At 68.3% G+C, this 26,582-nt stretch carries 23 protein-coding genes and 1 tRNA gene; 16 read left to right on the top strand and 8 right to left on the bottom strand.

The genetic code is table 11. The features are described from left to right. Positions 1-823: 823 nt before the first annotated feature. Positions 824-1,540, bottom strand: coding sequence for a bifunctional DNA primase/polymerase (locus ACFVYE_RS27070; RefSeq protein ID WP_383963908.1), 717 nt, complete (start codon positions 1,538-1,540; stop codon positions 824-826). Positions 1,541-2,108: 568 nt separating this feature from the next. Between ACFVYE_RS27070 and ACFVYE_RS27065 the strand changes: the two genes are divergently transcribed. Further along, positions 2,109-3,533 carry a PP2C family protein-serine/threonine phosphatase gene (locus tag ACFVYE_RS27065; protein WP_383963911.1) on the top strand — a complete coding sequence of 475 codons (1,425 nt, stop codon included), beginning with the start codon at positions 2,109-2,111 and terminating at the stop codon, positions 3,531-3,533. A gap of 135 nt (positions 3,534-3,668) precedes the next feature. Continuing rightward, entirely contained in the window at positions 3,669-5,132 is a 1,464-nt protein-coding gene (locus tag ACFVYE_RS27060) for an aminopeptidase P family protein (RefSeq protein ID WP_383963913.1), read from the top strand. Between the two features lie 47 nt (positions 5,133-5,179). Here ACFVYE_RS27060 and ACFVYE_RS27055 read toward each other — a convergent pair whose 3' ends face one another. Then, positions 5,180-5,707: an ATP-binding protein gene (locus ACFVYE_RS27055; protein WP_389607526.1), complete on the bottom strand. Its 528-nt coding sequence runs from the start codon at positions 5,705-5,707 to the stop codon at positions 5,180-5,182. 259 nt (positions 5,708-5,966) lie between these two features. On the opposite strand from ACFVYE_RS27055, the gene ACFVYE_RS27050 reads away from it, so the two are divergent. From ACFVYE_RS27050 to ACFVYE_RS27010, 9 genes are all read left to right on the top strand, one after another. Beyond that, entirely contained in the window at positions 5,967-6,770 is an 804-nt protein-coding gene (locus ACFVYE_RS27050; RefSeq protein ID WP_389607525.1) for a hypothetical protein, read from the top strand. Positions 6,771-6,935: 165 nt separating this feature from the next. After that, positions 6,936-7,664: a YcnI family protein gene (locus ACFVYE_RS27045; protein WP_389607524.1), complete on the top strand. Its 729-nt coding sequence runs from the start codon at positions 6,936-6,938 to the stop codon at positions 7,662-7,664. Positions 7,665-7,710: 46 nt separating this feature from the next. Next, positions 7,711-8,364: an SCO family protein gene (locus tag ACFVYE_RS27040; RefSeq protein ID WP_383963924.1), complete on the top strand. Its 654-nt coding sequence runs from the start codon at positions 7,711-7,713 to the stop codon at positions 8,362-8,364. Continuing rightward, entirely contained in the window at positions 8,361-8,810 is a 450-nt protein-coding gene (locus ACFVYE_RS27035; protein WP_383963926.1) for a copper chaperone PCu(A)C, read from the top strand. Before ACFVYE_RS27040 ends, ACFVYE_RS27035 begins: the two co-directional genes overlap by 4 nt. Before the next feature lie 14 nt (positions 8,811-8,824). Then, positions 8,825-10,783: a copper resistance CopC/CopD family protein gene (locus ACFVYE_RS27030; RefSeq protein WP_383963929.1), complete on the top strand. Its 1,959-nt coding sequence runs from the start codon at positions 8,825-8,827 to the stop codon at positions 10,781-10,783. A gap of 8 nt (positions 10,784-10,791) precedes the next feature. After that, positions 10,792-12,105 carry an iron uptake transporter deferrochelatase/peroxidase subunit gene (efeB, locus tag ACFVYE_RS27025; protein ID WP_383963932.1) on the top strand — a complete coding sequence of 438 codons (1,314 nt, stop codon included), beginning with the start codon at positions 10,792-10,794 and terminating at the stop codon, positions 12,103-12,105. Between the two features lie 27 nt (positions 12,106-12,132). Continuing rightward, positions 12,133-13,068 (top strand): prephenate dehydratase, encoded by a 936-nt coding sequence (gene pheA, locus ACFVYE_RS27020; RefSeq protein ID WP_383963935.1) that lies wholly within the window; start codon positions 12,133-12,135, stop codon positions 13,066-13,068. A gap of 633 nt (positions 13,069-13,701) precedes the next feature. Continuing rightward, a complete protein-coding gene (gene serS, locus ACFVYE_RS27015) occupies positions 13,702-14,979 on the top strand; it encodes a serine--tRNA ligase (RefSeq protein ID WP_383963938.1) in 1,278 nt (425 codons plus the stop codon). After that, positions 14,976-15,773, top strand: coding sequence for an HAD family hydrolase (locus tag ACFVYE_RS27010; RefSeq protein WP_383963941.1), 798 nt, complete (start codon positions 14,976-14,978; stop codon positions 15,771-15,773). The genes serS and ACFVYE_RS27010 overlap by 4 nt, the downstream gene beginning before the upstream one ends. 81 nt (positions 15,774-15,854) lie before the next feature. Here ACFVYE_RS27010 and ACFVYE_RS27005 read toward each other — a convergent pair. From ACFVYE_RS27005 to ACFVYE_RS26980, 6 genes are all read right to left on the bottom strand, one after another. After that, positions 15,855-15,942 (bottom strand) — tRNA-Ser (locus ACFVYE_RS27005). Positions 15,943-16,251: 309 nt separating this feature from the next. Beyond that, a complete protein-coding gene (locus ACFVYE_RS27000; RefSeq protein WP_383963943.1) occupies positions 16,252-16,947 on the bottom strand; it encodes a hypothetical protein in 696 nt (231 codons plus the stop codon). 321 nt (positions 16,948-17,268) lie between these two features. Then, complete coding sequence (locus ACFVYE_RS26995) at positions 17,269-17,988, bottom strand: ABC transporter permease (RefSeq protein WP_383071178.1); 720 nt, start codon at positions 17,986-17,988, stop codon at positions 17,269-17,271. 30 nt (positions 17,989-18,018) lie between these two features. Beyond that, positions 18,019-18,930 (bottom strand): ABC transporter ATP-binding protein, encoded by a 912-nt coding sequence (locus ACFVYE_RS26990; protein WP_327274090.1) that lies wholly within the window; start codon positions 18,928-18,930, stop codon positions 18,019-18,021. After that, a complete protein-coding gene (locus ACFVYE_RS26985) occupies positions 18,927-19,835 on the bottom strand; it encodes an ABC transporter permease (RefSeq protein ID WP_383963947.1) in 909 nt (302 codons plus the stop codon). The genes ACFVYE_RS26990 and ACFVYE_RS26985 overlap by 4 nt, the downstream gene beginning before the upstream one ends. Beyond that, the gene (locus ACFVYE_RS26980) at positions 19,825-20,814 is read right to left on the bottom strand and encodes an ABC transporter ATP-binding protein (RefSeq protein WP_383963990.1); all 990 of its coding nucleotides are present in this window, start codon (positions 20,812-20,814) and stop codon (positions 19,825-19,827) included. Before ACFVYE_RS26980 ends, ACFVYE_RS26985 begins: the two co-directional genes overlap by 11 nt. A gap of 291 nt (positions 20,815-21,105) precedes the next feature. Between ACFVYE_RS26980 and ACFVYE_RS26975 the strand changes: the two genes are divergently transcribed. The 5 genes from ACFVYE_RS26975 (at position 21,106) to ACFVYE_RS26955 (ending at position 26,400) form a co-directional block, all read left to right on the top strand. After that, positions 21,106-21,957, top strand: coding sequence for a M24 family metallopeptidase (locus ACFVYE_RS26975; protein WP_383963949.1), 852 nt, complete (start codon positions 21,106-21,108; stop codon positions 21,955-21,957). Then, complete coding sequence (locus ACFVYE_RS26970; RefSeq protein WP_383963952.1) at positions 21,954-23,726, top strand: SDR family oxidoreductase; 1,773 nt, start codon at positions 21,954-21,956, stop codon at positions 23,724-23,726. The genes ACFVYE_RS26975 and ACFVYE_RS26970 overlap by 4 nt, the downstream gene beginning before the upstream one ends. Further along, positions 23,723-24,700 (top strand): MerR family transcriptional regulator, encoded by a 978-nt coding sequence (locus tag ACFVYE_RS26965; RefSeq protein ID WP_383963955.1) that lies wholly within the window; start codon positions 23,723-23,725, stop codon positions 24,698-24,700. The genes ACFVYE_RS26970 and ACFVYE_RS26965 overlap by 4 nt, the downstream gene beginning before the upstream one ends. 165 nt (positions 24,701-24,865) lie before the next feature. Then, the gene (locus ACFVYE_RS26960) at positions 24,866-25,408 is read left to right on the top strand and encodes an RNA 2'-phosphotransferase (RefSeq protein ID WP_383963957.1); all 543 of its coding nucleotides are present in this window, start codon (positions 24,866-24,868) and stop codon (positions 25,406-25,408) included. Positions 25,409-25,500: 92 nt separating this feature from the next. Beyond that, entirely contained in the window at positions 25,501-26,400 is a 900-nt protein-coding gene (locus tag ACFVYE_RS26955; protein WP_383963960.1) for an LLM class flavin-dependent oxidoreductase, read from the top strand. Positions 26,401-26,582: the final 182 nt, after the last annotated feature.

The raw sequence follows: 26,582 nt of genomic DNA, 5'->3' as shown, positions 1-26,582 counted from the left end.
TGTCACAACTCGCCGTACTCGTAGGTAAATCACTGTCCTAATACACGAGATCGAATTTGCGAACGGCAGATCTCTTGTTACCGTTCTAGAAGCCCGGTCGCTGGTGCATCCCCCGTCGCCAGCGACCGGGCATCCTCATTTCCCGGTACGGCGCACAGCGCGCGACGCGGCGCACGAGCCCGCGCACGATCCCCTCGCCGGTGCAGCCCATTCCTCGCCTCCACGTCGGGCCCCGACAGCCCAGCGCCTGCACACCGTCGTCAACCCGGCACGACAGAGCCCGGATTGACGACGGGCCACCATCGACAGTGGAGCCTCCTCCACCGACGCACCGCCGCTTCCGCCGGAGCGACCGCCCTCGGACAGAAGCCGGAACTCCCTTATGGATACCCCTCCACGGAGTTATTCGAATAAATCTTCGAAAAATGCTTCGAAAAGGTCCCCGAGGGTCCGTCAGAAATCCCTGCACCGACGCACTTTGCAGCGGCAGACTTTGCATTGGCCGGCATGAGACCGGGGCCGATGGAGCGGCCGGAATAAAACGGGAGAAGGTGGCGCGGAGCCGGACCGTGAACGCTGTCACACCCGCCATACCGATCACGCGGACAATCACGCGACCTCACCTGTCGGCGTCCGTCGATACCTGTCGGCTTCGCCCGAATTCCTGACGGTCCGTCGGAGATTTCAGCGGAATATGAACATCCTGGTGCCGCACGCCTTTTACACCGGGAACTCGGGTCGGCTCACGTCCGAACGAGTGAGCCGACCGCGGATTCCGCCCCCACGGGTGCGGCGCACCCGTCAACCGCCCGCCGACCACTCGTCAGTAGGCGAGCCGGCTTCCGCCGTCCGGTGCGCTGTCGCTCGCCTCGACCAGTGCGTCGAGTACCGCCCCCACATCCGGCAGCCACGGCGCGGCGGATCCGGGGACAGGCTCTCCCCTGTCCGGGCGCGGCCGGGAGATCGGGGAAGGGGCCCGCTCCCAGCGCACCTGCCCTGCCCCCACCTCGGACGGCGGAAGGACGAGATAGCCGCCCTCGCCGTGGAAACGCAGCGAGCTGGGCACCCGGTCCTTGGCGTGCAGCAGCTCGCCGAGCCGTTCGAGGGTGTACGGAGCGACCAGCAGCGACCACCGGGTCGGCGTCGCCACCACGGGGCCGAGCCGCGTGCCCATCCGGTCCAGCTCGGCCAGCGCCCGGGCGGCTGCCACGGCCGGCAGGCTCAGCGCGCACGGGGCGCGTCCGCCGGTGGCCAGCACGATCGGGGCGGTGGGCCGGTTGGCCCACCACCAGCGCACCATGCGCTCGTCGGTGGTCGCCGCGAGGAGACCTGGATCGAAGGGGTGTGCGCCGGGTACGGCGCACTCGGGATCGGGACAGGCACAGCCACGGCCACGGCCACCGCGACCACCGGCCGCCTCCAGTCCCACTCCGGGGAGCACGGGCCACTGCCATGCGGTGGCACAGGTCAGGACCGCGTCCAGTTGGGCGGGCCTTGCCCTGCGCCGGAGCCTGCGTCGCCTTCCGAGGATCTCGCGCATGAGCGCTCGTTCCTTTCCGTTGAACGCCGAGGGTCCACATCACACCACGCGCACATCACAATGCGCGTTCATCACTTCACTGTGCGTACATGCTCTTCAAATCTGCGGTACGGGTGGGTCGTCGGTACCGAGCATGCGCTGAGCCGGGTCGAGCAGGGGCGAGACGGGTCCGGACACAAGCATGGCGAGGAGCAGCGCACATATCGCGCCTGCCGTCCCAAGGTGCAAACCCCGCCACTCGGGGGTGGGGGCGTGGCCGTCACAGATGAGGACGTCCGGGCCCGCTGCCAGGTTCCGGGGCGATCAGAACTGCCCCTGGCCATCATCGATTACGTACCCAGCATGCCCGAAATGACGCTCCCTCTGGGACTTCACCCCGAGAACACCCCCTGTCGAGCACACCCAGTCGACCGCAAATAGCCGCCATAGGGTGCATTTTTTGGCCAACTTATGAGTCACTTGGACACCACAAATCCCGCAGGGACAATGCTGGACATGGCCTTACTTGTGCGTGTACATGTGGATGCTACGTGTACATGTGGATGCACTGATAGCGGCGCAGAATGACATGGGGGTTTGCGATGCTATTCGACGAAACGCACCGGTGGGAAAGCCGACTGCCATGAGCGCCCCGCACCTGCCGAAAGTGGCTGGAATCGATCCCATGGTTCCTGTTTCAGCGCACACTGCCGGTTCTCTGTCCGAAGTACCGGCCGCCTCCGGAGCGTTCATCCAGGACCGGCTGGCCGGCTGGGTATCCGACCTCACCACGTTGCACGAACTCACCGAGCGACTGGCCAGAACCAGCACGCTCGACGATGCGCTGCACGAACTGCTGGACGCCGGAGCCGCCCTGGTCGGTGCCCGCCGCGGTCTGGTCGTCTTCGAACCGTCCGACCACCGCGGCCCCGTAAGCACCATCGGCCTCGGACTCGCCCATGCCGAGCTCGGGCACATCGAGACGGTGCCGCGCAGCGCCACCTCCTACGGCCGGATCCTGGAAGGACTGGCGGACGCCGAAGGCGCGCAGACCACTCCCGATCTGCTCGGCGACACCAGCCTGGATCCCCGCCGCCGCGAGGTCGCCGCCCGGCTCGGATACGCCGCCAGCTACGCCCTGCCGCTCACCGCCGAGGCGACCGGCAGACTCGGTGCCGCCGTCTGGCTGTACGACGAACCCGCCGAACCACTGGAACGCCAGCGCCACCTCATCGGCCTCTACGCCGGATACGCCGGCGAGCATCTGGCCAGGCTGCTGGAGCTGGAGCGGGCCAGGGCAGATGTCGCCACCGTCACGGAGGAGCTGCTGCCCAGCCGACTGCCCCGGGTCACCGGCGTACAGCTGGCCGCACGCCATCGCACGGCACCGCAGGGTGGCGGCGACTGGTACGACGCGCTGGCGCTGCCGGAGGGTGCGCTCGGTCTCGCCGTGGGCTCGGTGAACGGCTCCGGCCCGAGCGCCCTGGCCGCCATGGGCAGGCTGCGTGCCGGTCTGCGGGCGTACGCGGTGATGGAGGGCGAGGATCCGGTCGCCGTGCTCTCGGATCTGGAACTGCTGCTGCGGCTGACCGAACCCGCCCGTTCCGCAACCGCCCTGTTCGCCTACTGCGAGCCCGCCCGCCGCAAGATCCTGCTGGCCGGCGCCGGCCACACCCCGCCGCTCGTGATCGGCGACCGGCGCACCGAGTTCATCGAGACCTCGGTCTCCGCACCGCTGGGCATGCTCGCCTGCTGGGAGGCGCCCAGCGTGGAGATCACTCCCGCGCCCGGCGAGACCGTACTCCTCTACACCGACGGGCTGCTGCGCCGCACCGGTGACTCGGTGGACCGGGCGTTCGCACGGCTCCACACGGCGGCGGCGTGCGTACCGAAGGCGCTGCGTGACGACGCCGGGTCCGTTGCCGACCATGTGCTGCGGACCGTGCTGCCGAACGGGCTAGACCAGGGCAGCAGCACGGAGGACGTGGTCATTCTGGCCGCGCGCTTCGACTGAGCCGGCCGAGCCGCCCCGACTGCGCTGTGCAACCCGCCCCGGTCAAGCTGTGTAACAGGTCTTCCGGCCCTGTGCCCCCTTCCGCACGCCCGTACGATGGACGGGGTCCAGTGTCGTATCAAGGAGAGACAAATCGTGGCTGAGGAGCTCACCCCGGAGAACCCGGAGACCGAAGAAGAAGAGACGGTCAAGCAGCGGAAGAACGGCCTGTACCCGGGCGTCTCCGATGAACTCGCCGCGAACATGAAGTCCGGTTGGGCCGATACCGAGCTGAACGGCCTCGAACCCATCGCCCAGGCCGCGCACACCGCCGCCCGCCGCGCCGCGCTCTCCGCGCGCTTCCCCGGTGAGCGTCTGGTCATCCCCGCGGGCAAGCTGAAGACCCGCTCCAATGACACCGAGTACGCCTTCCGCGCCTCCACCGAGTACGCGTACCTCACCGGCGACCAGACCCAGGACGGCGTCCTCGTACTGGAGCCGACCCAGGACGGCCACGAGGCGACCATCCACCTGCTGCCGCGCTCCAACCGCGAGAACGGCGAGTTCTGGCTCGACGGCCAGGGCGAACTGTGGGTCGGCCGCCGCCACTCCCTCGCCGAGGCCGAGCAGCTGCTGGGCATCCCGGCGAAGGATGTGCGCGAGCTCCCGGCCACGCTGGTCGAGGCCACCGGCCCGGTCCGTAACGTCCGCGGCCACGACGCCGGCATCGAGGCCGCGCTGACCGACAAGGTCACCGCGGAGCGCGACGAGGAACTGCGCGTCTTCCTCTCCGAGGCCCGACTGGTCAAGGACGCCTTCGAGATCGCGGAACTGCAGAAGGCCTGCGACGCCACCGCACGCGGCTTCGAGGACGTCGTCAAGGTTCTCGACAAGGCCGAGGCGACGAGCGAGCGCTACATCGAGGGCACCTTCTTCCTGCGCGCCCGCATCGAGGGCAACGACATCGGCTACGGCTCGATCTGCGCGGCCGGCCCGCACGCCACCACCCTGCACTGGGTGCGCAACGACGGCGCGGTGCGCTCCGGCGAGCTGCTGCTGCTCGACGCCGGTGTGGAGACCAATGACCTCTACACCGCCGACGTGACGCGCACCCTTCCGATCAACGGCACGTTCACGCCGCTGCAGCGGAAGATCTATGACGCCGTGTACGAGGCCCAGGAAGCGGGCATCGCAGCCGTCAAGCCCGGTGCCGACTACCGCGACTTCCACGACGCCGCGCAGCGCGTGCTCGCCGAGAAGCTCGTCGAGTGGGGCCTGCTGGGCGACCTGTCCGTGGACAAGGTCCTGGAGCTGGGCCTCCAGCGCCGCTGGACGCTGCACGGCACCGGCCACATGCTCGGCATGGACGTCCACGACTGCGCCGCCGCGCGCACCGAGGCGTACGTCAACGGAACGCTTGAGCCCGGCGTATGCCTCACGGTCGAGCCCGGTCTGTACTTCCAGACCGACGACCTGACCGTCCCCGAGGAGTACCGGGGCATCGGCGTCCGGATCGAGGACGACATCCTCGTCACCGAGGACGGCAACCGGAACCTCTCCGACAAGCTGCCGCGCCGGGCCGACGAGGTCGAGGCGTGGATGGCTCAGCTCAAGGGCTGATCCGGAACGTCCGGCAACGGACCTCCACGCGTCGAAGGGCGCCCCGCTCAGGACACCATGAGCAGGGCGCCCTTCCGCCATTTCAGGATCTTGTCGAAACTCACCACGGCGCCACGGCCGGGACGGTTGCCGAAGTGGACGTGATCGGCAAGCTGCTCGATCAGACAGAGACCTCGGCCGTTCTCCGCACTGAGCGACGGGTACAGCTGGGGATCGTGCTGCTGCGCGGAAGTGCGCAGAGTGCGCCGGGCGGGGAAACCGGGCCCCGAATCGGCGACTTCGATACGGCACTTCTCGCCGTCCAGATAAGCGGTGACTCGGTACTGCCCACAGGCCGTCCCCGTCGGCTCGTCCCATACGTCCCACGGATCCGGGCCGACGCTCTGTTGTCCCTGGACCCTGTGGTCACCGCCGTGCTCAACGGCGTTGGCACAGGCCTCGCTGAGCGCGACCGAAAGGTCGAAGGAGATCTCCGGATCCACGCCCGCGGTCTCCATCGCGCCCAGCAGGAAACGACGGGCGAGCGGAACGCTCGCAGCCTCGCGCCGCAAATGGAGGGACCACCAGATGCTCATGCTCCAGCCTCCTGGCTGCGGCTCGACATACCGATACGTATTGCCGCGCAGGACCGTTCGTAAGCACAGACCGGATGTGAGACCGCTCATTCGGCGGATACCAGCACTCCGTACACCCGTGTATGCCAGACCTGGCCGATGGCCCCGACCGGTGTCCAAACCAGTCACAGTGGCCCCGGCCCGCATCCAATCGGACGGCAGGTGACCTTCCGGACCTGCCGTACGGAGGCCCGGGGCACGGTGCGATGATGGCCCCGCCATGTCTATGCCTGTCGCACGCGCCGGAGCCGGTCTGCGGCTCCTGAGGGCCGCGGTGTTCACCGCGGTCTGTGTCGCGCTGTCCGCGGCAGGTCACTCCCTGGCTTCCTGCGCGGCCGTCCCCTGGTGGACCCTGCTCGCCGGATTCCTGGGAATCTTCGCGGTGACGGCACCGCTCGCCGGACGCGAGCGCTCACTGCCGTCCATCGCCGCCGCGCTGGCCGGCGGACAGATCGCCCTGCACACCCTCTTCGGCGTGGGTACGCACACCACCTCGACGGACACCGCGGCGGGCGACGACTCACTGATCCGGTTCGCGGCAAGCCTCGTGTGCGGCATGGGACCCGCGCAGTTGAACGCCGCCGAAGCGCACCGCATCGTCACCACCGCGGGAATCGACCCGGCGTCGGTGACGGCCGGCGGACACCAGCACATGGCCTCCGCAACCGGCTCGGACCCGGCCGCCCTCGCCGGTCTGCTGCCCAGCCTGCCCATGCTGCTCGGCCACCTGCTGGCCGCCGTTGCCACCGGCTGGCTGCTGCGACGCGGCGAGATCGCCCTGTTCCGACTGGCCCGGCTCTCGGCGCACGGCGCCCAGCAGGTCGCGGCCGGAGCCCGGTTGCGTGCGCTGCGCGCCGCGCTCTCGCTCGTGAACGCCCTGCGCGCCGGACTTCCCGGGGGCCCGGCCACCGGGCCGCGCACCCCCCGTACCGCAGTCGACGCCCCGGCCCCCGCCACCGGGGACCCGTTGCAGCACATGGTGATCAGGCGCGGGCCGCCACCCGTATACGCACTCGCAGCCTGACGCGACACCCTCCACTCGATGCACGCACGACTCGACTCACGCACCCACCCGGTGCCGTGCGAGTCGGCATACGCACGCCGCAGGTGAGGTAGAGGTGTCGCGATGCCGTCGCGCACCCGCGCGCCGGACACCTTTCCTTCGTGCTTCCGTGGAGAGATTCCTGTCATGAACGTTTCCCGCATCGTCCTCGCCGGCGGCATCGCCGCGTCCACCGTGCTGATCCTCGCCGGTACGGCCTCCGCGCACGTCAGCGTGCAGCCCCAGGGCGAGGCCGCCAAGGGCGGTTACGCCACCGTCAACTTCAAGGTCCCCAACGAGCGCGACAACTCCTCGACGACCAAGCTCGAGGTCAACTTCCCGACCGACCACCCGCTGGCCTCCGTCATGCCACAGGCCGTGACCGGCTGGGACATCGAGGTCACCAAGAGCAAGCTGGCCAAGCCGCTCGAGATGCACGGCCAGAAGATCAACGAGGCCGTCTCCAAGGTCACCTGGACCGCCAAGGGCGACAAGGACGAGCGCGGCATCCGCCCGGGCAGCTTCCAGCAGTTCCCGCTCTCCATCGGCCAGCTTCCCGAGGACGCCGACCAGCTGGTGTTCAAGGCCATCCAGACGTACGACGACAAGGAAGTCGTCCGCTGGATCGAGGAGCAGAAGGACGGTGCCGCCGAGCCCGAGAGCCCGGCACCGGTCCTCAAGCTCACCGCGGCGACCGCCGACGAGCACAGCGCAGCCGCCGGCGCCACCGCGAAAGCAGCGGACAAGCAGACAACTGCCGCGTCGGACGAGTCCTCCAGTGACACCACGGCCCGCGTCCTCGGCATCGTCGGCATCGTCATCGGCGCCGCAGGGGTGACCTTCGGTGTCCTCGCCGGCCGCCGCCGCGCCGCCTGACCCACAGCCCCATCAGTCCCACCGACCCACCAGGAATCAGTGCTCCATGCGTAAGAAAACGGTGCTGGCCGCGGCGTTCGTCGCCGCGGCCGCGCTCACCCTGTCCGCCTGCGGCAGCAGCGACGACGGCGCAAAGAAGCCCGTCGCCGATGTGTCCGTCCAGCCCAAGACCAAGGCGGCGACGGTACTCGACCAGCCGTTCACCAAGCCCGACCTCGTCCTCACCGACACCCACGGCAAGAAGTACGACCTCCGTGAGCAGACCAAGGGCAAGCCGACGCTGATCTACTTCGGCTACACCAACTGCCCCGATGTCTGCCCGCTCATCATGAGCAACATCGCCATCGCCAAGAAGTCCCTCCCCAAGGCCGACCAGGACAAGCTCCAGGTCGTCTTCGTGACCACCGACCCCGAGCGGGACACCCCGGCCTCACTGGGCAGCTGGCTCAAGGCCCAGGACGCCTCCTTCATCGGCCTCACCGGCGACTTCCCGACCATCCAGGCGGGCGCGCGCCAGATCGGCATCGGCATCGATGCCCCGAAGAAGGAGAAGGACGGCACGATCGTCTCGATGCACGGCTCCCAGGTCATCGCGTTCTCCCCGAAGACCGACAAGGGGTACCTCGTATACAGCGAGGACACCTCGCCCGACGACTACACCAAGGACCTCCCCGAGATCGTCAAGGGGGAGACTCCGTGAACCGCCGCACCACCCTCGCCGGCGTCATCGCCCTCACCACCGGGCTGACGCTGGCGGGGTGCTCGTCCTCGGACAGCAAGCCCGAGCTGAAGGTGACCGGCGCGTTCATGCCGCAGCCGGTCAGCGACATGGCGGCCGGTTTCCTCGTCGTCGAGAACAGCGGCGGCACGTCCGACCGGCTCACCTCGGTCACCAGCCCGCTCTCGGACGACGTCACGATCCACGAGACGAAGAACCAGACGATGCGCATGGTGACGTCCTTCGAGGTGCCCGCGGGCGGCGAGCTGGATCTGGAACGCGGCGGGAGCCACATCATGTTCATGAAGCTCAAGCAGCAGCCCAAGCAGGGCGAGAAGGTGTCCGTGGAACTGCACTTCGAGAAGGCCGACCCGATAAAGGTCGACCTTCCCGTGAAGGAGACCACCCACAACCCGAAGAAGCAGTGAGGGACTGACTCGCCATGACAGCCACCGCCCCGCACTTCGGACCGCCCTCGTCCACTCACGCGCCGCGCCGCCCACTCGCCGCGGCCGCACTCCTCGCCGCCCTTGTCGGCATGGTGTTCGGCCTGCTGCTGGGCGGCGCGGGCCCCGCGTCCGCGCATGCCGCGCTCACCGGGAGCGATCCGCAGGACGGGGCGGTGGTCGACACCGCTCCCAAGGAAGTCACTCTCACCTTCTCCGAGCAGGTCGCCATGGGTGACGACTCCATCAGGGTCCTGGACCCGGGCGGCAAGCGCGCCGACACCGGCGCCGCGCCACGTGATCTGCAGAGCGGCTCCACCGTGAAGTACGGCGTCTCACTGCACACCGGGCTGCCCGACGGTACGTACACCGTCGCCTGGCAGGCCGTCTCCGCAGACAGCCACCCCGTCTCGGGCGCCTTCACTTTCTCCGTCGGAGCCCCCTCCAAGACCACCGTCGCCCTCCCGACGGACGAGGCCGGGGGCGGCCTCGTCGGCACCCTCTACGGCATCGCGCGCTACGCCGCGTACGCCGGTTTCATCCTGCTGGCCGGCGGCGCCGCCTTCGTACTGGCCTGCTGGCAGCGCGGGGCGGGTGCACGCCCCCTGCAACGCCTGGTCGTACGCGGCTGGCTGACCCTCACCGCGGCCACCCTGGCCATGCTGCTCCTGCGCAACCCGTACACCGGCTCCGGGAAGCTCGCGGACGCCTTCGACCTCGACGGTCTGAAGGCCGTGCTCGACACCAAGCCCGGGGCGGCGCTCGTATCCCGGTTGCTGCTGCTCGGCGCCTCCGCACTCTTCGTCGCCGTGCTGTTCGGGGCATACGCGAAGCGCGAGGACGAGCGCGAGAAGAAGGACCTAACCTTCGGACTGGCCATCGGCGGCACGGTGATCGCCGCCGGGATCGCCGGGACCTGGGCACTCGCCGAACACGCCTCGACCGGGATCCAGCCGGGCATCGCCATGCCGGTCGACGTGCTGCATCTGCTGGCCGTCGCGGCCTGGCTGGGTGGGCTGGCGGCCCTGCTGGTCGCGCTGTACCGGACGCCGGACATCGAAGCCGCGGCCGTGCGGCGCTTCTCCCGTATCGCGTTCGGCAGCGTGCTCGTGCTCACCGCCACCGGGATCTACCAGTCCTGGCGCCAGGTCGGCACCTGGTCCGCGCTCACCGGCACCGGGTACGGGCAGCTGCTGCTCGTGAAGGTGGGGCTCGTTGCCGTCCTGGTCGGGATCGCCTGGATCTCGCGTCGCTGGACCGCAAGGCTGGTCACAGGCGAAACGGGCGGGGAGGAAGCGGAACTCCGGGCCGACGCCAGGGACGACGTCGAAGTCGAGGAGTCCGGGGCCCCGGGTGCATCGGACGCCGCGGCCGAGGACCCCGCGCGGGCGACCCAGCTCGCCCGGCAGAGGGCCGCCGTGGCCACCGCCGAGAAGAAGCGGATCCGCGATGCCGACCCCGACCGGTCCGGGCTCCGCCGTTCGGTGCTGGCGGAAGCAGGGGTCGCCGTGGCGCTGTTGGCCGTGACGACCGTACTGACCTCGACCGAGCCGGGACGTACCGAGGAAGAGGCGGCCCGCACCTCGACGGCGGCAGCCGCCCCCGCGGCCGAAGGCCCGGTCAATCTGACGCTGCCCTTCGACACAGGCGGCAAGAACGGCAAGGGAACGGTGCGGATGGACATCGACCCCGCCCGTACCGGTGCCAATGAACTCCACATCTGGATCGACAGCATCGACGGCAAGGCCATGGACGTCCCCGAGCTGAAGCTCGCCTTCACTCTGGGGTCCAAGGACATCGGCCCGCTCCCCGTCGTCCCTGTCCGGCTCACCGAGGGCCACTGGACCGCGAGCAACGTCCAGATCCCGATGGCGGGCAACTGGAAGGTCGCGGTGACCGTGCGTACGTCGGACATCGACCAGACGACCATCGACAAGAACGTGAAGATCGGCTGAGCAGGATCGTGAGCGGAAACAGCAACAGGAAGACCTCCGCAGGCAGCGGGGACGACAGAGCCCGTGGCAGCGGCGCCATCTCCCGGAGGCGGCTGCTCGGCAGCGCGGGCGCGGCCGGCGCGACCGGGCTGGTACTGGGGGCGGCGGGCGGCGCGACCGGTTATGCAGCGACCCGGACCGACGAGCCGACCGCACTGACCGCGGTCGGCTCCACCCAGGTGATGTTTCACGGGAAACATCAACCGGGGATCACCACTCCGCTTCAGGCCCGCGGCCATCTCGTCGCCTTCGACCTGGCGCCCGGTGCGGGACGGAAGGAAGCGGCTGCCCTGATGCGCCGATGGTCGGCCGTGGCCCGGCGCCTGATGGCCGGCGAAGCCGCCGACAGCGGCGCGGCGGACGGCGCCGCCCGTGACACCGGGATCGCGCTGGATGCCGGACCGTCCTCGCTGACCGTCACCTTCGGCTTCGGCCGCACCTTCTTCGAGCGCACCGGCCTGGTCGGCCACCGGCCACCGGGACTCGACCCGCTGCCGCCGTTCTCCTCCGACCACATCGACGCCAAGCGCTCCAACGGTGACCTCTGGGTACAGATCGGCGCCGACGACTCACTCGTCGCCTTCCACGCGCTGCGTGCCGTGCAGAAGGAGGCCGCCCCGGCCGCCAGGGTCCGCTGGCAGATGAACGGCTTCAACCGATCCCCCGGCGCCACCGCGCAGCCTATGACCGCGCGCAATCTGATGGGCCAGATGGACGGCACCGCTAACCCGAAGCCCGCCGAGAGCGACTTCGACCGGCGCATCTTCGTACCGGCCGGGACCGATAAGAAGTACGACTGGCTGGCAGGCGGCTCGTATGCGGTCGTTCGGCGGATCAGGATGCTGCTCGACGACTGGGAGAAGCTCCCGGTGGAACGGCAGGAGCAGGTCATAGGGCGCCGTAAGAAGGACGGTGCTCCGCTGAGCGGTGGCGCCGAGACCACCGCGATGGACCTCGACAAGGCGGGCCCCGACGGCAGGCTCCTGATCCCGGACAACGCCCACGCCCGGATTTCCTCCCCCGAGAAGAACAGCGGCGCAGCCATGCTGCGGCGCCCCTTCTCGTACCACGACGGCATCTCGGCGGACGGCACTCCGGACGCCGGGCTGCTGTTCATCTGCTGGCAGGCGGATCCGCTGCGGGGGTTCGTTCCGGTGCAGCGCAAGCTGGACCGCGGCGATGCCCTGTCGCCGTTCATCCGCCATGAGGCCAGCGGACTGTTCGCGGTGCCGGGCGGTGCGGCGGACGGCGAATACGTGGGTCAGCGGCTACTGGAGTCCTGAGCGACCGGGGCACATTAGGGTGACGGTATGTCCGCCACGCGCTACGCATATCTCGGCCCTGAAGGCACCTTCACCGAGGTCGCCCTCCGTACGCTCCCGGAAGCCGCCACCCGCGAACTCGTCCCGATGGTCTCCGTACCGGTGGCTCTGGACGCGGTACGCAGCGGGGCCGCCGCGGCAGCGCTCGTGCCGATCGAGAACTCCGTCGAGGGCGGCATCACCGCGACGCTCGACGAGCTGACCACCGGCGAACCGCTGATGATCTACCGCGAGGTGCTGCTCTCCATCACATTCGCGCTGCTGGTGCGGCCGGGCACCGAGCTGTCCGACATCAAATCGGTCACCGCGCACCCGGCCGCGCAGCCGCAGGTGCGCAACTGGATGGCCGCCCATCTCCCGGACGCCGTATGGGAGTCGGCGGCCTCCAACGCCGACGGTGCCCGGCTGGTGCAGGAAGGACGGTACGACGCCGCCTTCGCCGGTGAATTCGCGGCGGCGACCTACGGTCTCGAACCGCTGGTGACCGATATCCACGATGCGGTGAACGCGCAGACCCGCTTCGTCCTGGTGGGCCGCCCGGCCCGGCCGGCGGCGCCGACGGGTGCGGACAAGACGTCGGTGGTCATCTGGCTGGGCGAGGACCACCCCGGTGCGCTGCTCGAACTGCTCCAGGAGTTCGCGGTGCGCGGGGTGAACCTGATGCTGATCCAGTCGCGGCCGACCGGGGCCGGCATCGGGAACTACTGCTTCGCGGTGGACGCCGAGGGGCACATCGCGGACCGCCGGGTCGGCGAGGCGTTGATGGGGCTGAAGCGGATCTGCCCGAAGGTACGGTTTCTCGGCTCGTACCCGCGGGCCGGGGTGGCGATGCAGGATGTACGGCCACTGCGGGCGGGGACGTCGGACGCGGAGTTCACGGAGGCCTCCGACTGGCTGGCCCGCAATCTGGACGGCCGGGGCTGACAGCGGCCCCCGGGGGCCGGCCCCGGGGCCGACAGTCCGGGGGCCGGTGCGCCCGGGGGCCGGCACGTCTGAACGGCCTGTGCCATTTACCGCTTTTCATCATCCACAGAGTTATCCACAGGGGTGGTTCTCGACCTGGGGACAAGTCGACACTTCAATGCGACATGGTCGACATATCACTCCAGTCGACTCAGATACGTCCACAGGCCGGCAGGTCGCCCGGGTTGGCCCGTGCCACCTGAATTCCATTGATCAACTCTTTTGGGCGGCGAATTCCCACCCGAACGAGCGTCTGAAGTGGGTTTGAATGGGGAATCCGGGAGCCCCCACGCAGCTTTCGGAATGATCTCTTCCGGTGTCCACAGATCTTCCCCACAGCCTGTGGATAACTTTGAGGAGCACCAACACCTGTGGACAAGTGACGCCCAACTCCCCTGCCAGGCAAGGCGGATACGTCAAGACGGTCGACACCTTCTGCCCCATTTAGGGGAATAAACTCTTTTTATTGACGATCGAGATCAACTCCAGCCACGTAATACCCTCCAGCATTGCCAATTCAGGCAATTCGGGCAAAATGACGCGCTTGGCAATATCGGTTCGAGCTGGAGAAGCGCACACCGGTAGCCTGGAGGGGTGATTGACCTTCGCCTGCTCCGTGAGGACCCCGACCGTGTTCGCGCCTCCCAGCGCGCCCGTGGAGAGGACGTCGCGCTCGTCGACGCCCTTCTCTCCGCCGACGAGCGGCGCAGGTCGTCCGGCGTCCGCTTCGACGAACTCCGCTCCGAGCAGAAATCGCTCGGCAAACTCATCCCCAAGGCTTCGCCCGAGGAGCGTGCCGAGCTCCTCAAGAAGGCCGAGCAGCTGAAGGCCGACGTCAAGGCGGCCGACGCGGCACAGGACGAGGCCGACGCCGAGGCCAGGAGCCTGATGCTCCAGCTCGGCAACATCGTCCACGAGGACGTGCCGGTCGGCGGCGAGGAGGACTTCGTCGTCCTGGAGACACACGGCACGATCCGTGACTTCGGGGCCGAGGGCTTCGAGCCCAAGGACCACCTGGAGCTCGGCGAGAAGCTCGGCGCCATCGACATGGAGCGTGGCGCCAAGGTCTCCGGTTCGCGCTTCTACTACCTGACGGGTGTCGGCGCGCTGCTGGAGCTCGCCCTCGTCAACGCGGCGATCGCGCAGGCCACCGAGGCCGGCTTGGTCCCGATGCTGACGCCTGCGCTGGTCCGCCCGCGCGCCATGGAGGGCACCGGCTTCCTCGGCCAGGCCGCAGAAAACGTGTACCACCTGGAGAAGGACGACTTCTACCTGGTCGGCACCTCCGAGGTCCCGCTCGCCGCGTACCACATGGACGAGATCATCGAGGCCGACAAGCTGCCGCTGCGGTACGCGGGCTTCTCACCGTGTTTCCGCCGCGAGGCCGGTACATACGGCAAGGACACCCGGGGCATCTTCCGTGTCCACCAGTTCGACAAGGTCGAGATGTTCTCGTACGTCGACCCGGCGGACGCCGAGGCCGAGCACCGCAGGCTCCTGGACTGGGAGAAGCAGTGGCTCACCGCTCTTGAGCTGCCCTTCCAGGTGATCGATGTCGCCACCGGCGATCTGGGGGCCTCGGCCTCCCGCAAGTTCGACTGCGAGGCGTGGATCCCGACGCAGGGCAAGTACCGCGAGCTGACGTCCGCTTCGAACTGCGACGGTTTCCAGGCGCGCCGTCTGTCCGTCCGGATGCGCGACGGCAAGAAGGTCCAGCCGCTGGCGACGCTGAACGGCACGCTGTGCGCCGTACCGCGCACAATCGTGGCGATCCTGGAGAACCACCAGCTGGCCGACGGCTCCGTACGGGTACCCGAGGTGCTCCGGCCCTACCTGGGCGGGCGCGAGGTTCTGGAGCCGGTCGCCAGGTGACCTTTCCGTACAAGCTCGTCGCGACCGATCTCGACGGCACTCTGCTGCGTAACGACGACACGGTCTCCGAGCGCACCCGTGAGGCACTGGCTGCGGTCACCGCGGCCGGTGCCGCGCACATCATCGTCACCGGTCGCGCTGTCCCGTGGACCCGGCACATCCTGGACGACCTGGGTTACGAGGGACTCGCGGTCTGCGGCCAGGGCGCACAGGTCTACCACGCGGGTGAGCGCAAGCTGCTGACCTCGCTGACCCTGGACCGGCAGCTCGCCGGTCTCGCGCTGTCCAAGGTCGAGGCCGAGGTCGGCCCATTGGCGCTGGCGGCGAGCCGCGACGGGCTCGACGGCGAAGTGCTGGTCGGCCCCGGCTACCGCGTACAGGAAGGGCCGCTTCCGGCTGTCTTCGCGGAGGACCCGGCCGAATTGTGGTCGGCCCCCCTGAACAAGGTCTACATCCAGCATCCCGATCTCGACGACGACGCACTGGCGAAGGCCGCGCGATCGGCCGTCGGCAACCTGGTCGACGTGGTCATGGCCGGTCCTGGTGTGGTGGAGATCCTGCCGCTGGGGCTGAGCAAGGCGACCGGACTCTCGCTGGCCGCGCGCCGGCTGGGCCTGAAGGCCGCTGACACTCTGGCCTTCGGTGACATGCCGAACGACATCCCGATGTTCGCCTGGGCACAGCGGGGTGTGGCAATGGCCAATGCTCATGAGGATCTGAAGGCTGTGGCCCAGGAGATCACCACGTCCAACGAGGATGACGGCATCGCTGTGGTGCTGGAGCGGCTGCTCTAGTCGTACGGGTACGGGCAGAGGTACGGGCGCGGGCAGCTGGAACGGCTGCTCCACTCGTACCGGTACCCGACACTGCTGCTGCGGAGGATGCGCGGATCGAACGCGCGCGGGGTTCACGGCCCCGACGACGGCTTAGCAAGCCGCTGCCTTTCCACTCGGCCAATCCTCCGGGAGGGCGGCCGCACGATGCGCAGAAACCGCCCCGGGCGTCCTCTGCTCCGATCGGCACGGCGGAGTCGTCGGTGACTACTCCGGTGCCGGCTCGGGCCCGCCCTGCTGGGAACTCGACGGACTCGGACTCTCGGTCATCGTCGCGCTCCTCTCCCGGCCTGTGACGTGCATGTCGGCGTGCTGCTGTTGCTGTCGGGGCGTGCTGCGCCGGTTCCGGCGTGTGCTGCACCAACTACTGTGACCGGAACGGCCTTTCGGTGCCACCCGTTTTCCGGGCAATACCGAAAGGCCGTGAACGGCCTTCGGATCAGCGCTGCTTGTTGCGGCGGCCCAGATCCTTCAGGTGGCGGGCGAGATCATCCATCCTTCCGTCGATACGGACGATGTCCTCGGACAGGTGGCCCAGCCGCACGCTCATGGCGCCGACGACCTGATGTGTGATGTCCACCCTCCGGTCGAGGCTGTCGAGCCGGTGCGACATCCGGTTGAGGACGGGCCCGAGTTCCTGAAGCGCGCTGCCCACTCCTGCGAGGCAGCTCTCGACCCGGGTGACGCGGTGTTCGAGCGCGGCGTAGCCCGCGCGCAGGTCCTGCTCGGCGTCGAGCAGATACGTACGGACGCATCGAGCGATGTCGCTGTCGCGAAGAAGCATCGCGATGTTGAGCACGGTCCTGCGGGTGTAGAGCCTGAGCTGAGTCGCTGCCTGTGGATAACTTTCCGGCACCTCACCCGCCCATAGCGACAGCATGTCGCTATGGAAAGAGCGCAGATCAGCGCCACGCAGCACTCGCATCCCGTTGTCCAGGAGCTCGTTCTGATGGCGGTCCGTGAGCCTCCTGACCGCGGTTGTGGATACTTCGAAGTAACGGGCCACATCCTCTGTGCGAAGGTGAATTCCGTCCGGGAGCATGACAAGACTCTTGACCTTGTCGAGGACGTCGACGCGCCCCATCTGCTCGACGCGCAGCGCACGCGATTCGAGCAGGGCAACTTCCGTGGGCATGGACATGCCTTCCGATCGTGAAACCGACGATGGACAGCCCTGTCCCGGGCTTGAGGGGCGGAGGACGCTCACGGTTGCCACTCACTCAATGACCGACCCGGCGGGTACTCCCTCACCGGCATCGGCAATCCCTGTTTTCACGAAAGCTACGACGCCACAGATTCCAGTTGCCTCCACGCACCCTGCGCAACGAACCGATAACCGTACAGTTACGCGTACTACTGTCCGAAATGCGTCAACCCCCGTCCAGGAGACGAGGGTTGACGTAGATCGGAGTGATCAGAAACGGAGCACGGCAGAGGTATCCGGGGAAACCCCCGATCACTCCTCGCCGGCCAGCTTCAGTGTGCGCAGCTTCTGACCTGCGTACCAGGTCGCCACCACCGTGACCGCCACCAGCAGGACCGTCGCGACCGGCAGCCCGACATCGGAGGTGATCGCGCCGGCCCCGCCGACCTTCTCGGCAACCGCGAGGGACCACTGCTGAACGCTGAGCGTGCGTGCCCCCGGCACCAGGGTGCCGAACAATGCCTCCCACACCAGCGCGTAGACGAGGCCGAAGACGACCGCGTGCCGGCTGACGGTGCCCAGCAGCAGGAACAGCGAGCTGTACGCGATCGAGGCGACCAGCGCCGCAATGGTGTAAGCCACCGCGATCTGCTGGCCGTTCCCGTTGAGGATCAGCCCCGCGATCAGCGTGGGCAGTGCGGAGAAGACCATCGTGACGGCGATGGCCACGATCAGCTTGGTGAAGATGATCGTCGGCCGCTTCACCGGCTTGGCCAGCAGATAGACGATCGATCCGTCGTCGATCTCGGGACCGATGGCTCCGGTTCCGGCGATCACGCCGATCAGCGGCACCATCGTGGCGATGGCAAAGCCGCCCAGCACGTCCGAGGCGACCTGGTCATCGGCTCCGGCGAACGCCCGTACCGCCACGGCAATGATCACCAGCAGCGCCGGCAGGACGAAGAGGATGGCGGCCCGGCGCCGGCCGAGCAGGGCCCGGTAGGTGAGCCGGGCGACTGTGGGGTCGTACATGACGCTTCACAGCTCCTTTCAGGCCACTACTCAGGCCGCTACGAGATAGGAAAAGACCGATTCGAGGGACTCGTCGGACGGCGAAACGGTCAGAAGGCGAATTCCGTGGTCACGTGCGACCTTCGGCAGCAACTCGGTGAAGCGTCCGAAGTCGACCGCCTGGATACGCAGGGCCTGTTCGCCCAGGTCCACCTCGATACCGGCCGTCGACGGGTCGGCGATGAGCGCGGCAGCGAGGGCGCGGTCGTCGCTGGAACGTACGAGATAGCGGTGCGGGCGGTCCGTCATCAGCCGGCGGATCTTCCGGAAGTCACCGGATGCCGCGTGCCGTCCCGCCACGATCACCTCGATGTGCGAGGCGAGTTGTTCGACCTCTTCGAGGATGTGGGAGGAGAAGAGCACGGTACGGCCCTCCGCCCCCATCCGCCGCAGCAGCGCCATCAGTTGCATCCGCTGGCGCGGGTCCATCCCGTTGAACGGCTCGTCGAGCAGCAGCACCGACGGTTCGTGGACCAGGGCGGACGCCATCTTCACGCGCTGGCGCATGCCCTTGCTGTAGGTCGAGATCTTGCGGTCCTGCGCGTACTCCATCTCGACCGTGGCCAGCGCCTTCTGCGCCGCCGCATCGCCGAGTCCCTGCAGCTCCGCATTGGCGACGACGAATTCGCGGCCGGTCAGGAAGTCGTACATCCCCTCCCGTTCCGGCACGATCCCGATCTCCTTGTACACCGCTTCATTGCGCCAGATCGGCCGGCCGTCGAGCGTGACCGTGCCGGTAGACGGGGCGAGGAAACCGGCCATCATATTGATCAGCGTGGACTTTCCCGCGCCGTTGGGGCCGAGCAGCCCGGTGACGCCCGGGCCCACCGTCATGCTCACGTCGTTGACGGCGACCACATTGCCGAACCAGCGCGAGGTGTGGTCGATCTCGATGGTGGTCACAGCCCGACCCTCCGGTAGCGGCGCATCAGTACGGCGTACGAGCCGGCGACGAGCGCGAGAACAAAGATCAGATAGACCACGCCGGCCCCGGCCCCCGGGCCTTCCCCTCCGGGGAAGGCCGAATTGGCCCCGAGGAACGCGGTCTGCACACCACCGATCAGCGTGATGGGGGAGAAGAGCCCCAGCCACTCGATGGCTCCCGTCGAACCCGTCTGCCAGGCAATGGCCTGGACCGTGGAGACCGCGCCGTAGGAGATGGTCAGTACGGCGATCACCGCGGCGACACCGAAACCGCGGCGCGGTGTCAGCGCGGCCATCACCAGGCCCAGTCCGGCGAAGAGCACGGACAGCAGCGCCACCGACACCAGCCCCTGTCCGAATCCCTTGGTCTGCTCGGCAAAGTCGAACTTCCCCAGCAGTGCGCCCGCGTAGAGGATGACGAGCGGTGCCCCGGTGAGGATGAAGAGCGCGGACGCCATGGCCGCCAGCTTCGCGACGACATAGTCGACCCGCTCGATCGGCCGCGAGAAGTACAGCGGCACGCTCTTGAAGCGCAGGTCACGGGAGACCGCCTGCGGTGCCTGCGCGGCGAGGAAGAGTCCGATGACGGCCTGCAGATAGATCGCGAACGCCGTGTACTTGATCGGCAGAGCCGTGCTCCCCGGGGCCGCGATGGCGACCGCGACGATGATCGCCGCGACCATGCACATCACGCCGAACAGCAGTATCGGCAGCACCTTGGACTTCGCGGAACGCCCCAGTCCGAAGGAGCCCCGCAGGGACTGCGAGTAGAGCGAGCGCCGCGCATAGCTGCGGCCCAGCCGCGTGCCGTCGTAGGAGCGGTACCCGATGTTGTGGATCCGGGAGGTCTCGCTCCCGCTCACGGCTCCGGTCTCAGTGCTCATCACGACCGCTCCCCTTCTGCTGTACGGCCCCGACAACCGCGGACACGGTCTGCGTGACGGCTGCGGCGTGCGGTGCCTCTTCGGTACGGAAGACCTCGGCGATGTGGTGGCGCCGCTGCTCCATCCGTACGAGACCGAGCCCGAGCCCGGCGACGCTGTCGCGCACGATGTCGTACGTCTCCTCGCCGGTCGCCTCGACCAGCAGGATGTGGCCCGCACCGGGCAGCCCCTGCCCATCGAGACCGTCGTGGCCCACGAGCTTGACGCCGGCCCGGGTGAGGACCTGACGCAGCGCATCGGTGCCGTCCGGGTGGGTGTCGCTGTCGGTGACCTCGACCGCGAGGGTCGTGGTCGTCTGCGTGAAGTCGCTGGTGGAGCTGGAGCGCAGAAGTGTGCCGCCATCGATGACGACGACATGGTCGCAGGTGCGTTCCAGCTCGCCCAGGAGGTGCGAGGTGACCAGGACCGAAATGCCGAAGTCCGTGTGTACGCGGCGGATCAGCCCGAGCATCTCGTCGCGGCCGACCGGGTCGAGGCCGTTCGTCGGCTCGTCGAGCAGGACCAGCTGCGGGTCGTGGACCAGTGCCTGGGCCAGTTTCACGCGCTGCTTCATGCCGGTCGAGTAGCCGCCGATGGGGCGGTAGCGCTCCTCGTACAGACCGACGTGGCGCAGTGTGTCGGCGGTGCGCTCGCGCGCTGCCGTCGGCGGCAGTCCGGACATCCGCGCCATGTGGACGACGAACTCGGTGGCCGAGACGTCCGGCGGCAGACAGTCGTGCTCGGGCATGTAGCCGACCCGTTCCCGGATGGCGGCGCCATGGGTGGCGACGTCGAGTCCGAGCACCGCGGCCCGGCCTTCGGTGGCAGGGGACAGACCCAGCAGGATCTTGATCAATGTGGACTTGCCGGCTCCATTGGAACCCACCAGGCCGGTCACACCGGGTCCGATGTCCAGGGAGAGCCGGTCAAGAGCGGTCACCCGGGGGAACCGCTTGCTCAGGCTTTCGGTCGCGATCACAGTCACGTCTTCGAAGATAGTGGCGCGGACCACACCGGTCGTCAGTCCTGGCGGCTGGATCCGCATCAGACTCCAGGCGTACGGACCCGTAGGGGAGCCACCACGGGGGAGGAGCCCGGAGGCAGGGAGATGGGCCTGCCCGGGTTGTCCACAGGTCTCGGCACACCTCTTGACGTAGTCGCCGGACATTGTCACATTCATCAGTGTCACGTTACGGGCACGTACCGCACACGGCAGGGAACGGACGGTGGCATGACCTCGGCAGTGACGGACGAACCGGCCCCGGAGCTGCGGGGGTTCAGAGAAGTGCAACGTCTCGCGTACGACTGCGCCGAGGCGGTCGCAGCCCGGCTCACGCCGGGGGTGACCGAGCGCGAGGCCGCCCGCATGCAGCGCGACTGGCTGCGCGAGCGCGGGGTGCGGGACTGGTTCCACCTCCCCTTCGCCTGGTTCGGGGACCGCACGGCGTTCGCCGGCTTCAAGGTGCCCCTGCAGTTCTTCCCGACCAACCGGAAGCTGGAGCCGGGGATGCCGTTCATCCTCGACATGGCCCCCGTGTACAAGGGTTTCACAGCGGACATCGGCTACTCAGGCTGTCTCGGGCTCAGTCCCCTGCACGACAAGCTCCTGGCCGATCTGGAAGTCCACCGTGAGCTGATTCTGCGCGAGGTGCGGGAGCGGCGTTCGCTGCGCGAGATCTACGAGGACGTCGAGCGCCTGATGATCAAGCAGGGGTACGTCAACAGACATCGCGCCTACCCCTTCGGCGTCATCGCCCACAAGCTCGACCGCGTCGCCGAGCACCGCTGGTCCCCTCATGTGTTCGGCTTCGGCACCCGGTCGCTCAAGGGCCTGATGAGCGACGCACTGCACGGACACCGGGACGGCTGGTCGCCGCTGTGGAGTCCATACCGCTTCTCCGACCATCCGCCGCAGCCCGGGCTGTGGGCGGTCGAACCCCACCTCGGATTCCGTGGTACGGGCGCCAAGTTCGAGGAGATCCTGGTGGTCACCGACTCCAAGGACCCCGAACAGAGCGCCTTCTGGCTGGACGACGATCTGCCGCATGTGCGGCGCTGGGCCGAGGAGAGGGTGGCGGCATGAGCCTGCCAGAAGCGCGCGAGCGCCGGGTGCGTACGGGCGGAATCGAGCTGTGTGTCGCCGAGTTGGGCGACGAGGGCCGGCCGACGATCGTCCTCGTGCACGGCTACCCGGACAGCAAGGAAGTCTGGACGGATGTCGCCAGGCAACTGGCCGGCCAGTGGCACGTCGTGCTGTACGACGTGCGCGGGCACGGCCGTTCCACAGCGCCGGCACCCCTGCGTGGCGGTTTCACCCTGGAGAAGCTCACCGATGACTTCCTGGCCGTCGCCGACGCTGTGAGCCCGGACCGGCCGGTGCATCTGGTCGGGCACGACTGGGGGTCTGTCCAGTCCTGGGAGTTCGTCACGGTCAAGCGGACCGAGGGCCGGATCGCCTCGTTCACCTCGATGTCCGGGCCTTCCCTTGACCATTTCGGGCACTGGATCAAGCAGCGGATGAACCGGCCCACCCCGCGCCGGGTCGGCCAGCTGCTCGGCCAGGGCGCCAAGTCCTGGTACGTCTACATGCTGCATACGCCGGTCCTGCCCGAGCTTGCCTGGCGCGGCCCGCTCGGCAAGCAGTGGCCGCGGATTCTCCAGCGACTGGAGAAGGTGCCCGCGGGTGACTATCCGACGCCCTCGCTGCCCAACGATGCGGCACACGGCGCCTGGCTCTACCGCGACAACATCCGGGCCCGGCTGCGCAGACCCCGTACCGACGCCTATGCGCATGTACCGGTCCAGCTGATCACACCGACCGGCGACATCTTCCTGTCGGAGAAGCTGTACGACCAACTGGAGCTGTGGGCACCCCAATCGGTACGCCGCTCCCTGCCGGGCAAGCACTGGGTGCCGCGCACCAGGCCGGACCGGCTCGCCTCCTGGATCAGTGAGTTCGTGGCAGCCAACGAGGCGGCGCGGGAGGATGGCCGGCCGGTGCAGGACACCGCGCCGACCGGGGCGTACGCGGACCGGTTCGGCGGACAGCTGGTCCTTGTGACGGGCGCGGCAGGCGGCATCGGGCGGGCCACCGCATTCGCCTTCGCCGAGGCGGGCGCACGGGTGGTGGCCGTGGACCGGGACGCGGAGGGAGCGGCCAGGACGGCGGAGATGGCCCGGCTGATCGGTTCCCCGGCAGCCTGGGGCGAAGCGGTCGACGTCAGTGACGAACAGGCGATGGAGAAGCTCGCCGAGAAAGTCGCCACCGAGTACGGCATCGTCGACGTCCTGGTCAACAACGCAGGGATCGGCCTGTCCGGCTCCTTCCTGGAGACCACGAGCGAGGACTGGAGGAATGTCCTGGACGTCAATCTGTGGGGTGTCATCCATGGCTGCCGGATCTTCGGCAAGCAGATGGCCGAACGCGGCCAGGGCGGCCATATCGTCAACACGGCTTCCGCCGCCGCCTATCAGCCTTCCCGGGCGCTGCCCGCATACAGCACTTCCAAGGCGGCCGTGCTGATGCTCAGCGAGTGTCTGCGGGCCGAGCTCGCCGACCGGTCGATCGGGGTCAGCGCGATCTGTCCCGGCATCGTCAACACGAACATCACCGCTACGACGCACTTTGCGGGTGCCGACGCCGCGGAGGAGAAGCGTCTGCAGAAGCGGACCAGCCGGCTGTACGGGCTGCGCAACTATCCGCCGGAGAGGGTCGCCGACGCGATCCTCAAGGCAGTGGTGCGCAACCAGGCCGTTGTGCCGGTGACACCGGAGGCCCGCGGCGCCCGGTTCCTGTCCCGGTTCAGTCCCGGTGCGCTGCGCGGGATCGCCCGGCTGAAGCCGCCGCTGTGAGTGGCCCCGGGCAGTCGTCGGCGGTGGCCGGCCGGTCCGCCACCGAGTACCGGATCGAGGACCTGGCGCATGCGAGCGGCGCCACGGTCCGTACGATCCGCGCCTATCAGGACCGCGGCCTGCTGCCGACGCCGGAACGGCGCGGCCGGGCCAATGTGTACCGGGACACCCACCTCGCCCGGCTCCGGCAGATCGCCGATCTGCTGGATCGCGGATACACCCTGGCCAGCATCAAGGAACTCCTGGAGGCGTGGGACACGGGCCGTGGTCTGGGCGGGGTGCTCGGGCTCGTCGCCGAGGTGCACGGCCCCTGGACGGACGAGCAGGCCGACCGGATCACCCGGGCTGAGCTGAACACCAGGTTCGGCGGCAGCCCGGACGACGAGGCGGTCGCCGAGGCGGTGGAGCTCGGCGTACTCGAACGCATTCCGGGACGGGACGACGAGTTCCTGGTTCCGAGCCCTCAAGAGCTCGCAGTGGCCGTCGAGTTGCACGAAGCCGGTGTACCGCTCAGTGCAATCTCGGGCCATCTGAGGGAACTTCGCGGCCAGGTCGAGCAGATCGCCTCGCGCTTCCTGGAGTTCACCACGGAGCACGTCTTCGCGCGCTACCTCGGTCATCGCCCGCCGACGGACTCGGACGCGGCAGAAGCGGCCGCCATGGTGCGCAGGCTGCGTCCGCTCGCTCAGCAGACAGTGGACGCCGAACTGGCGCGTGCGATGCGGATGTTCGCCACCAGACATCTGCACCACCATCTCGGCTCCGAGACCCCGCTCACCTCGGAGGACTCGATCCCCATGGCGCGCCAAGTGGATCTGCCGCCGGAGACGATCCGCGCCGTGGAACGACTGGTTGGTCCGGAGCACGTGTCCGCCTTCATCGCGGCAGCGGCAGAACGCGAGGTGCAGTCAAGGACATTGGATGCACTTGTCTCATCCACCAATGAAATAACGCATATTACCCAAAGCGGCTGATTCTTCAGCGACTTGTCCACAGAATCGCCAATTAACCTGTGGATAACTCAAGTTGGTTGTGGATCAAACCTGTGGACGAGAATTGCTACAGCGAATATAATTGCTGTAGCGAATCGGGGTGAAATCCGGATGCGCGTGAGCGACCGCCGCGGGCACTCTGACGGGATGGACGACAGACGCACCATCAAGGTGTCCAAATACCTCTCGAAACACTTGCGACACCAGCCGGAGCGGATCGGAATCACGCTCGACGCCAACGGCTGGGTGACGATCGACGAACTGCTGCGCGCCACGGCTCGCAACAACTTCCCCATCACCCGGGCCGAACTCGACCATGTCGTCGCCGCCAACGACAAGCAGCGCTTCGCCGTCGAGGACGGCCGCATTCGTGCGAGCCAGGGCCACACCGTCCCGGTCGATCTCGCTCTCCCACCGGCCGAGCCGCCCGTGTACCTCTACCACGGCACGGTGGGCCGCGTGCTGGACGCGATCCGCAGCGAGGGTCTGCGCCCCATGGCCCGCACACACGTCCATCTCTCGCCCGACCGCGAGACGGCGACCAGGGTCGGCGCCCGGCGCGGCCGCCCCGTCGTCCTGTCGGTGGACGCGGCCGCGATGCACCGCGCGGGCCACACCTTCTATGTCAGCGCCAACGGAGTCTGGCTCACCGCTGCCGTACCGCCCGCATTCCTGCGTTTTTGCGACTGATCCCGGCGGCTGATCCCACGACCGGTCCCGCCGAGGGCCGGTGTGCTTCCACGGGGACGCCCACCGGTTTTCGGACCCGTAAGGTCGTAGACATGCGTCTGAGCACTGTGATTCTGCCCATCCACCGCTGGAGCAAGGGCCAAAAGGTCTGGCAGCACGCCGAAGAGCTGGGGTTCCACGCCGCCTACACCTACGACCATCTGGCCTGGCGGACCTTCCGCGACGGGCCGTGGTTCGGCGCGGTACCGACCCTCACCGCCGCGGCCGCCGCCACCCAGCGGCTGCGCCTGGGCACCCTCGTCACCTCCCCCAACTTCCGGCACCCCGTCACGCTCGCCAAGGACCTCATCACGCTGGACGACGTCTCCGACGGACGCGTCACCCTCGGCATCGGCGCGGGCGGCAACGGCTTCGATGCCACGACGCTGCGCCGGAGCGACGAGGAGCCGTGGACGCCGCGCGAACGTGCCGACCACTTCGACGAGTTCGTACCGCTGCTCGACCAGCTGCTGCGCGAGCCCTCGGTGACGTACGAAGGCCGGTTCTACGCGGCGAACGAGGCCCGGAACATCCCCGGCTGTGTGCAGCGGCCCCGGCTGCCGTTCGCAGTGGCCGCGACCGGGCCGCGCGGGATGAAGCTTGCCGCGCAGTACGGCCAGGCCTGGGTCACCACAGGCGACCCGAAGCTGTACGAAGCGGGGACCCCGGAGCAGTCCGTCGAGGCCATCCGCGGGCAGCTCACCAAGCTGGGCACGGCCTGCGAGTCCATCGGCCGGGATGTCGGCGAGCTGGACAAGATCCTTCTCACCGGTTTCACGCCGGACCGCCCTCTGCAGTCCTTCGACGCCTTCGTGGATTTTGCGGGCACCCACTTCGCACTGGGCTTCACGGAGATCGTCATTCACTCGCCGATCCCGGACTCCGACTTCGCGGCGGACGAGAAGGTCTTCGAGCGCATCGCCACCGAGGGCCTGGCCCAGCTCGGCCGCTGACAGACCCGGCTCGGCTACTGACGGACCCGGCTCGACCGCCGACCGGACGGCCACGAGCGCCGATCGGCCCGACACTGCCGCTCGGGAACCACTGGCATATGCATCAGGCATGTTCAGCTGGTCAGGGGCGCGCATCCTCATATGTGCGCCCCTCTGCACGCCCGTGCGCCTTCGTACGCGAG

This window comes from Streptomyces sp. NPDC058239 (assembly GCF_042882185.1).
Classification (GTDB): domain Bacteria; phylum Actinomycetota; class Actinomycetes; order Streptomycetales; family Streptomycetaceae; genus Streptomyces.
This window is presented reverse-complemented; position numbering and strand designations above follow the sequence as displayed.

What these genes read in the sequence shown, in the direction of transcription:
- ACFVYE_RS27070 (WP_383963908.1), bottom strand. Translation starts at nt 1,540, where the DNA reads ATGCGCGAGATCCTCGGAAGGCGACGCAGGCTCCGGCGCAGGGCAAGG.
- ACFVYE_RS26975 (WP_383963949.1), top strand. Translation starts at nt 21,106, where the DNA reads ATGACCTCGGCAGTGACGGACGAACCGGCCCCGGAGCTGCGGGGGTTC.
- ACFVYE_RS26960 (WP_383963957.1), top strand. Translation starts at nt 24,866, where the DNA reads ATGGACGACAGACGCACCATCAAGGTGTCCAAATACCTCTCGAAACAC.
- ACFVYE_RS27000 (WP_383963943.1), bottom strand. Translation starts at nt 16,947, where the DNA reads ATGCCCACGGAAGTTGCCCTGCTCGAATCGCGTGCGCTGCGCGTCGAG.
- ACFVYE_RS26955 (WP_383963960.1), top strand. Translation starts at nt 25,501, where the DNA reads ATGCGTCTGAGCACTGTGATTCTGCCCATCCACCGCTGGAGCAAGGGC.
- ACFVYE_RS26970 (WP_383963952.1), top strand. Translation starts at nt 21,954, where the DNA reads ATGAGCCTGCCAGAAGCGCGCGAGCGCCGGGTGCGTACGGGCGGAATC.
- ACFVYE_RS27040 (WP_383963924.1), top strand. Translation starts at nt 7,711, where the DNA reads ATGCGTAAGAAAACGGTGCTGGCCGCGGCGTTCGTCGCCGCGGCCGCG.
- ACFVYE_RS27030 (WP_383963929.1), top strand. Translation starts at nt 8,825, where the DNA reads ATGACAGCCACCGCCCCGCACTTCGGACCGCCCTCGTCCACTCACGCG.
- ACFVYE_RS27065 (WP_383963911.1), top strand. Translation starts at nt 2,109, where the DNA reads ATGGGGGTTTGCGATGCTATTCGACGAAACGCACCGGTGGGAAAGCCG.
- ACFVYE_RS26995 (WP_383071178.1), bottom strand. Translation starts at nt 17,988, where the DNA reads ATGTACGACCCCACAGTCGCCCGGCTCACCTACCGGGCCCTGCTCGGC.
- ACFVYE_RS27045 (WP_389607524.1), top strand. Translation starts at nt 6,936, where the DNA reads ATGAACGTTTCCCGCATCGTCCTCGCCGGCGGCATCGCCGCGTCCACC.
- ACFVYE_RS26985 (WP_383963947.1), bottom strand. Translation starts at nt 19,835, where the DNA reads ATGAGCACTGAGACCGGAGCCGTGAGCGGGAGCGAGACCTCCCGGATC.
- pheA (WP_383963935.1), top strand. Translation starts at nt 12,133, where the DNA reads ATGTCCGCCACGCGCTACGCATATCTCGGCCCTGAAGGCACCTTCACC.
- ACFVYE_RS27050 (WP_389607525.1), top strand. Translation starts at nt 5,967, where the DNA reads ATGTCTATGCCTGTCGCACGCGCCGGAGCCGGTCTGCGGCTCCTGAGG.
- ACFVYE_RS27055 (WP_389607526.1), bottom strand. Translation starts at nt 5,707, where the DNA reads ATGAGCATCTGGTGGTCCCTCCATTTGCGGCGCGAGGCTGCGAGCGTT.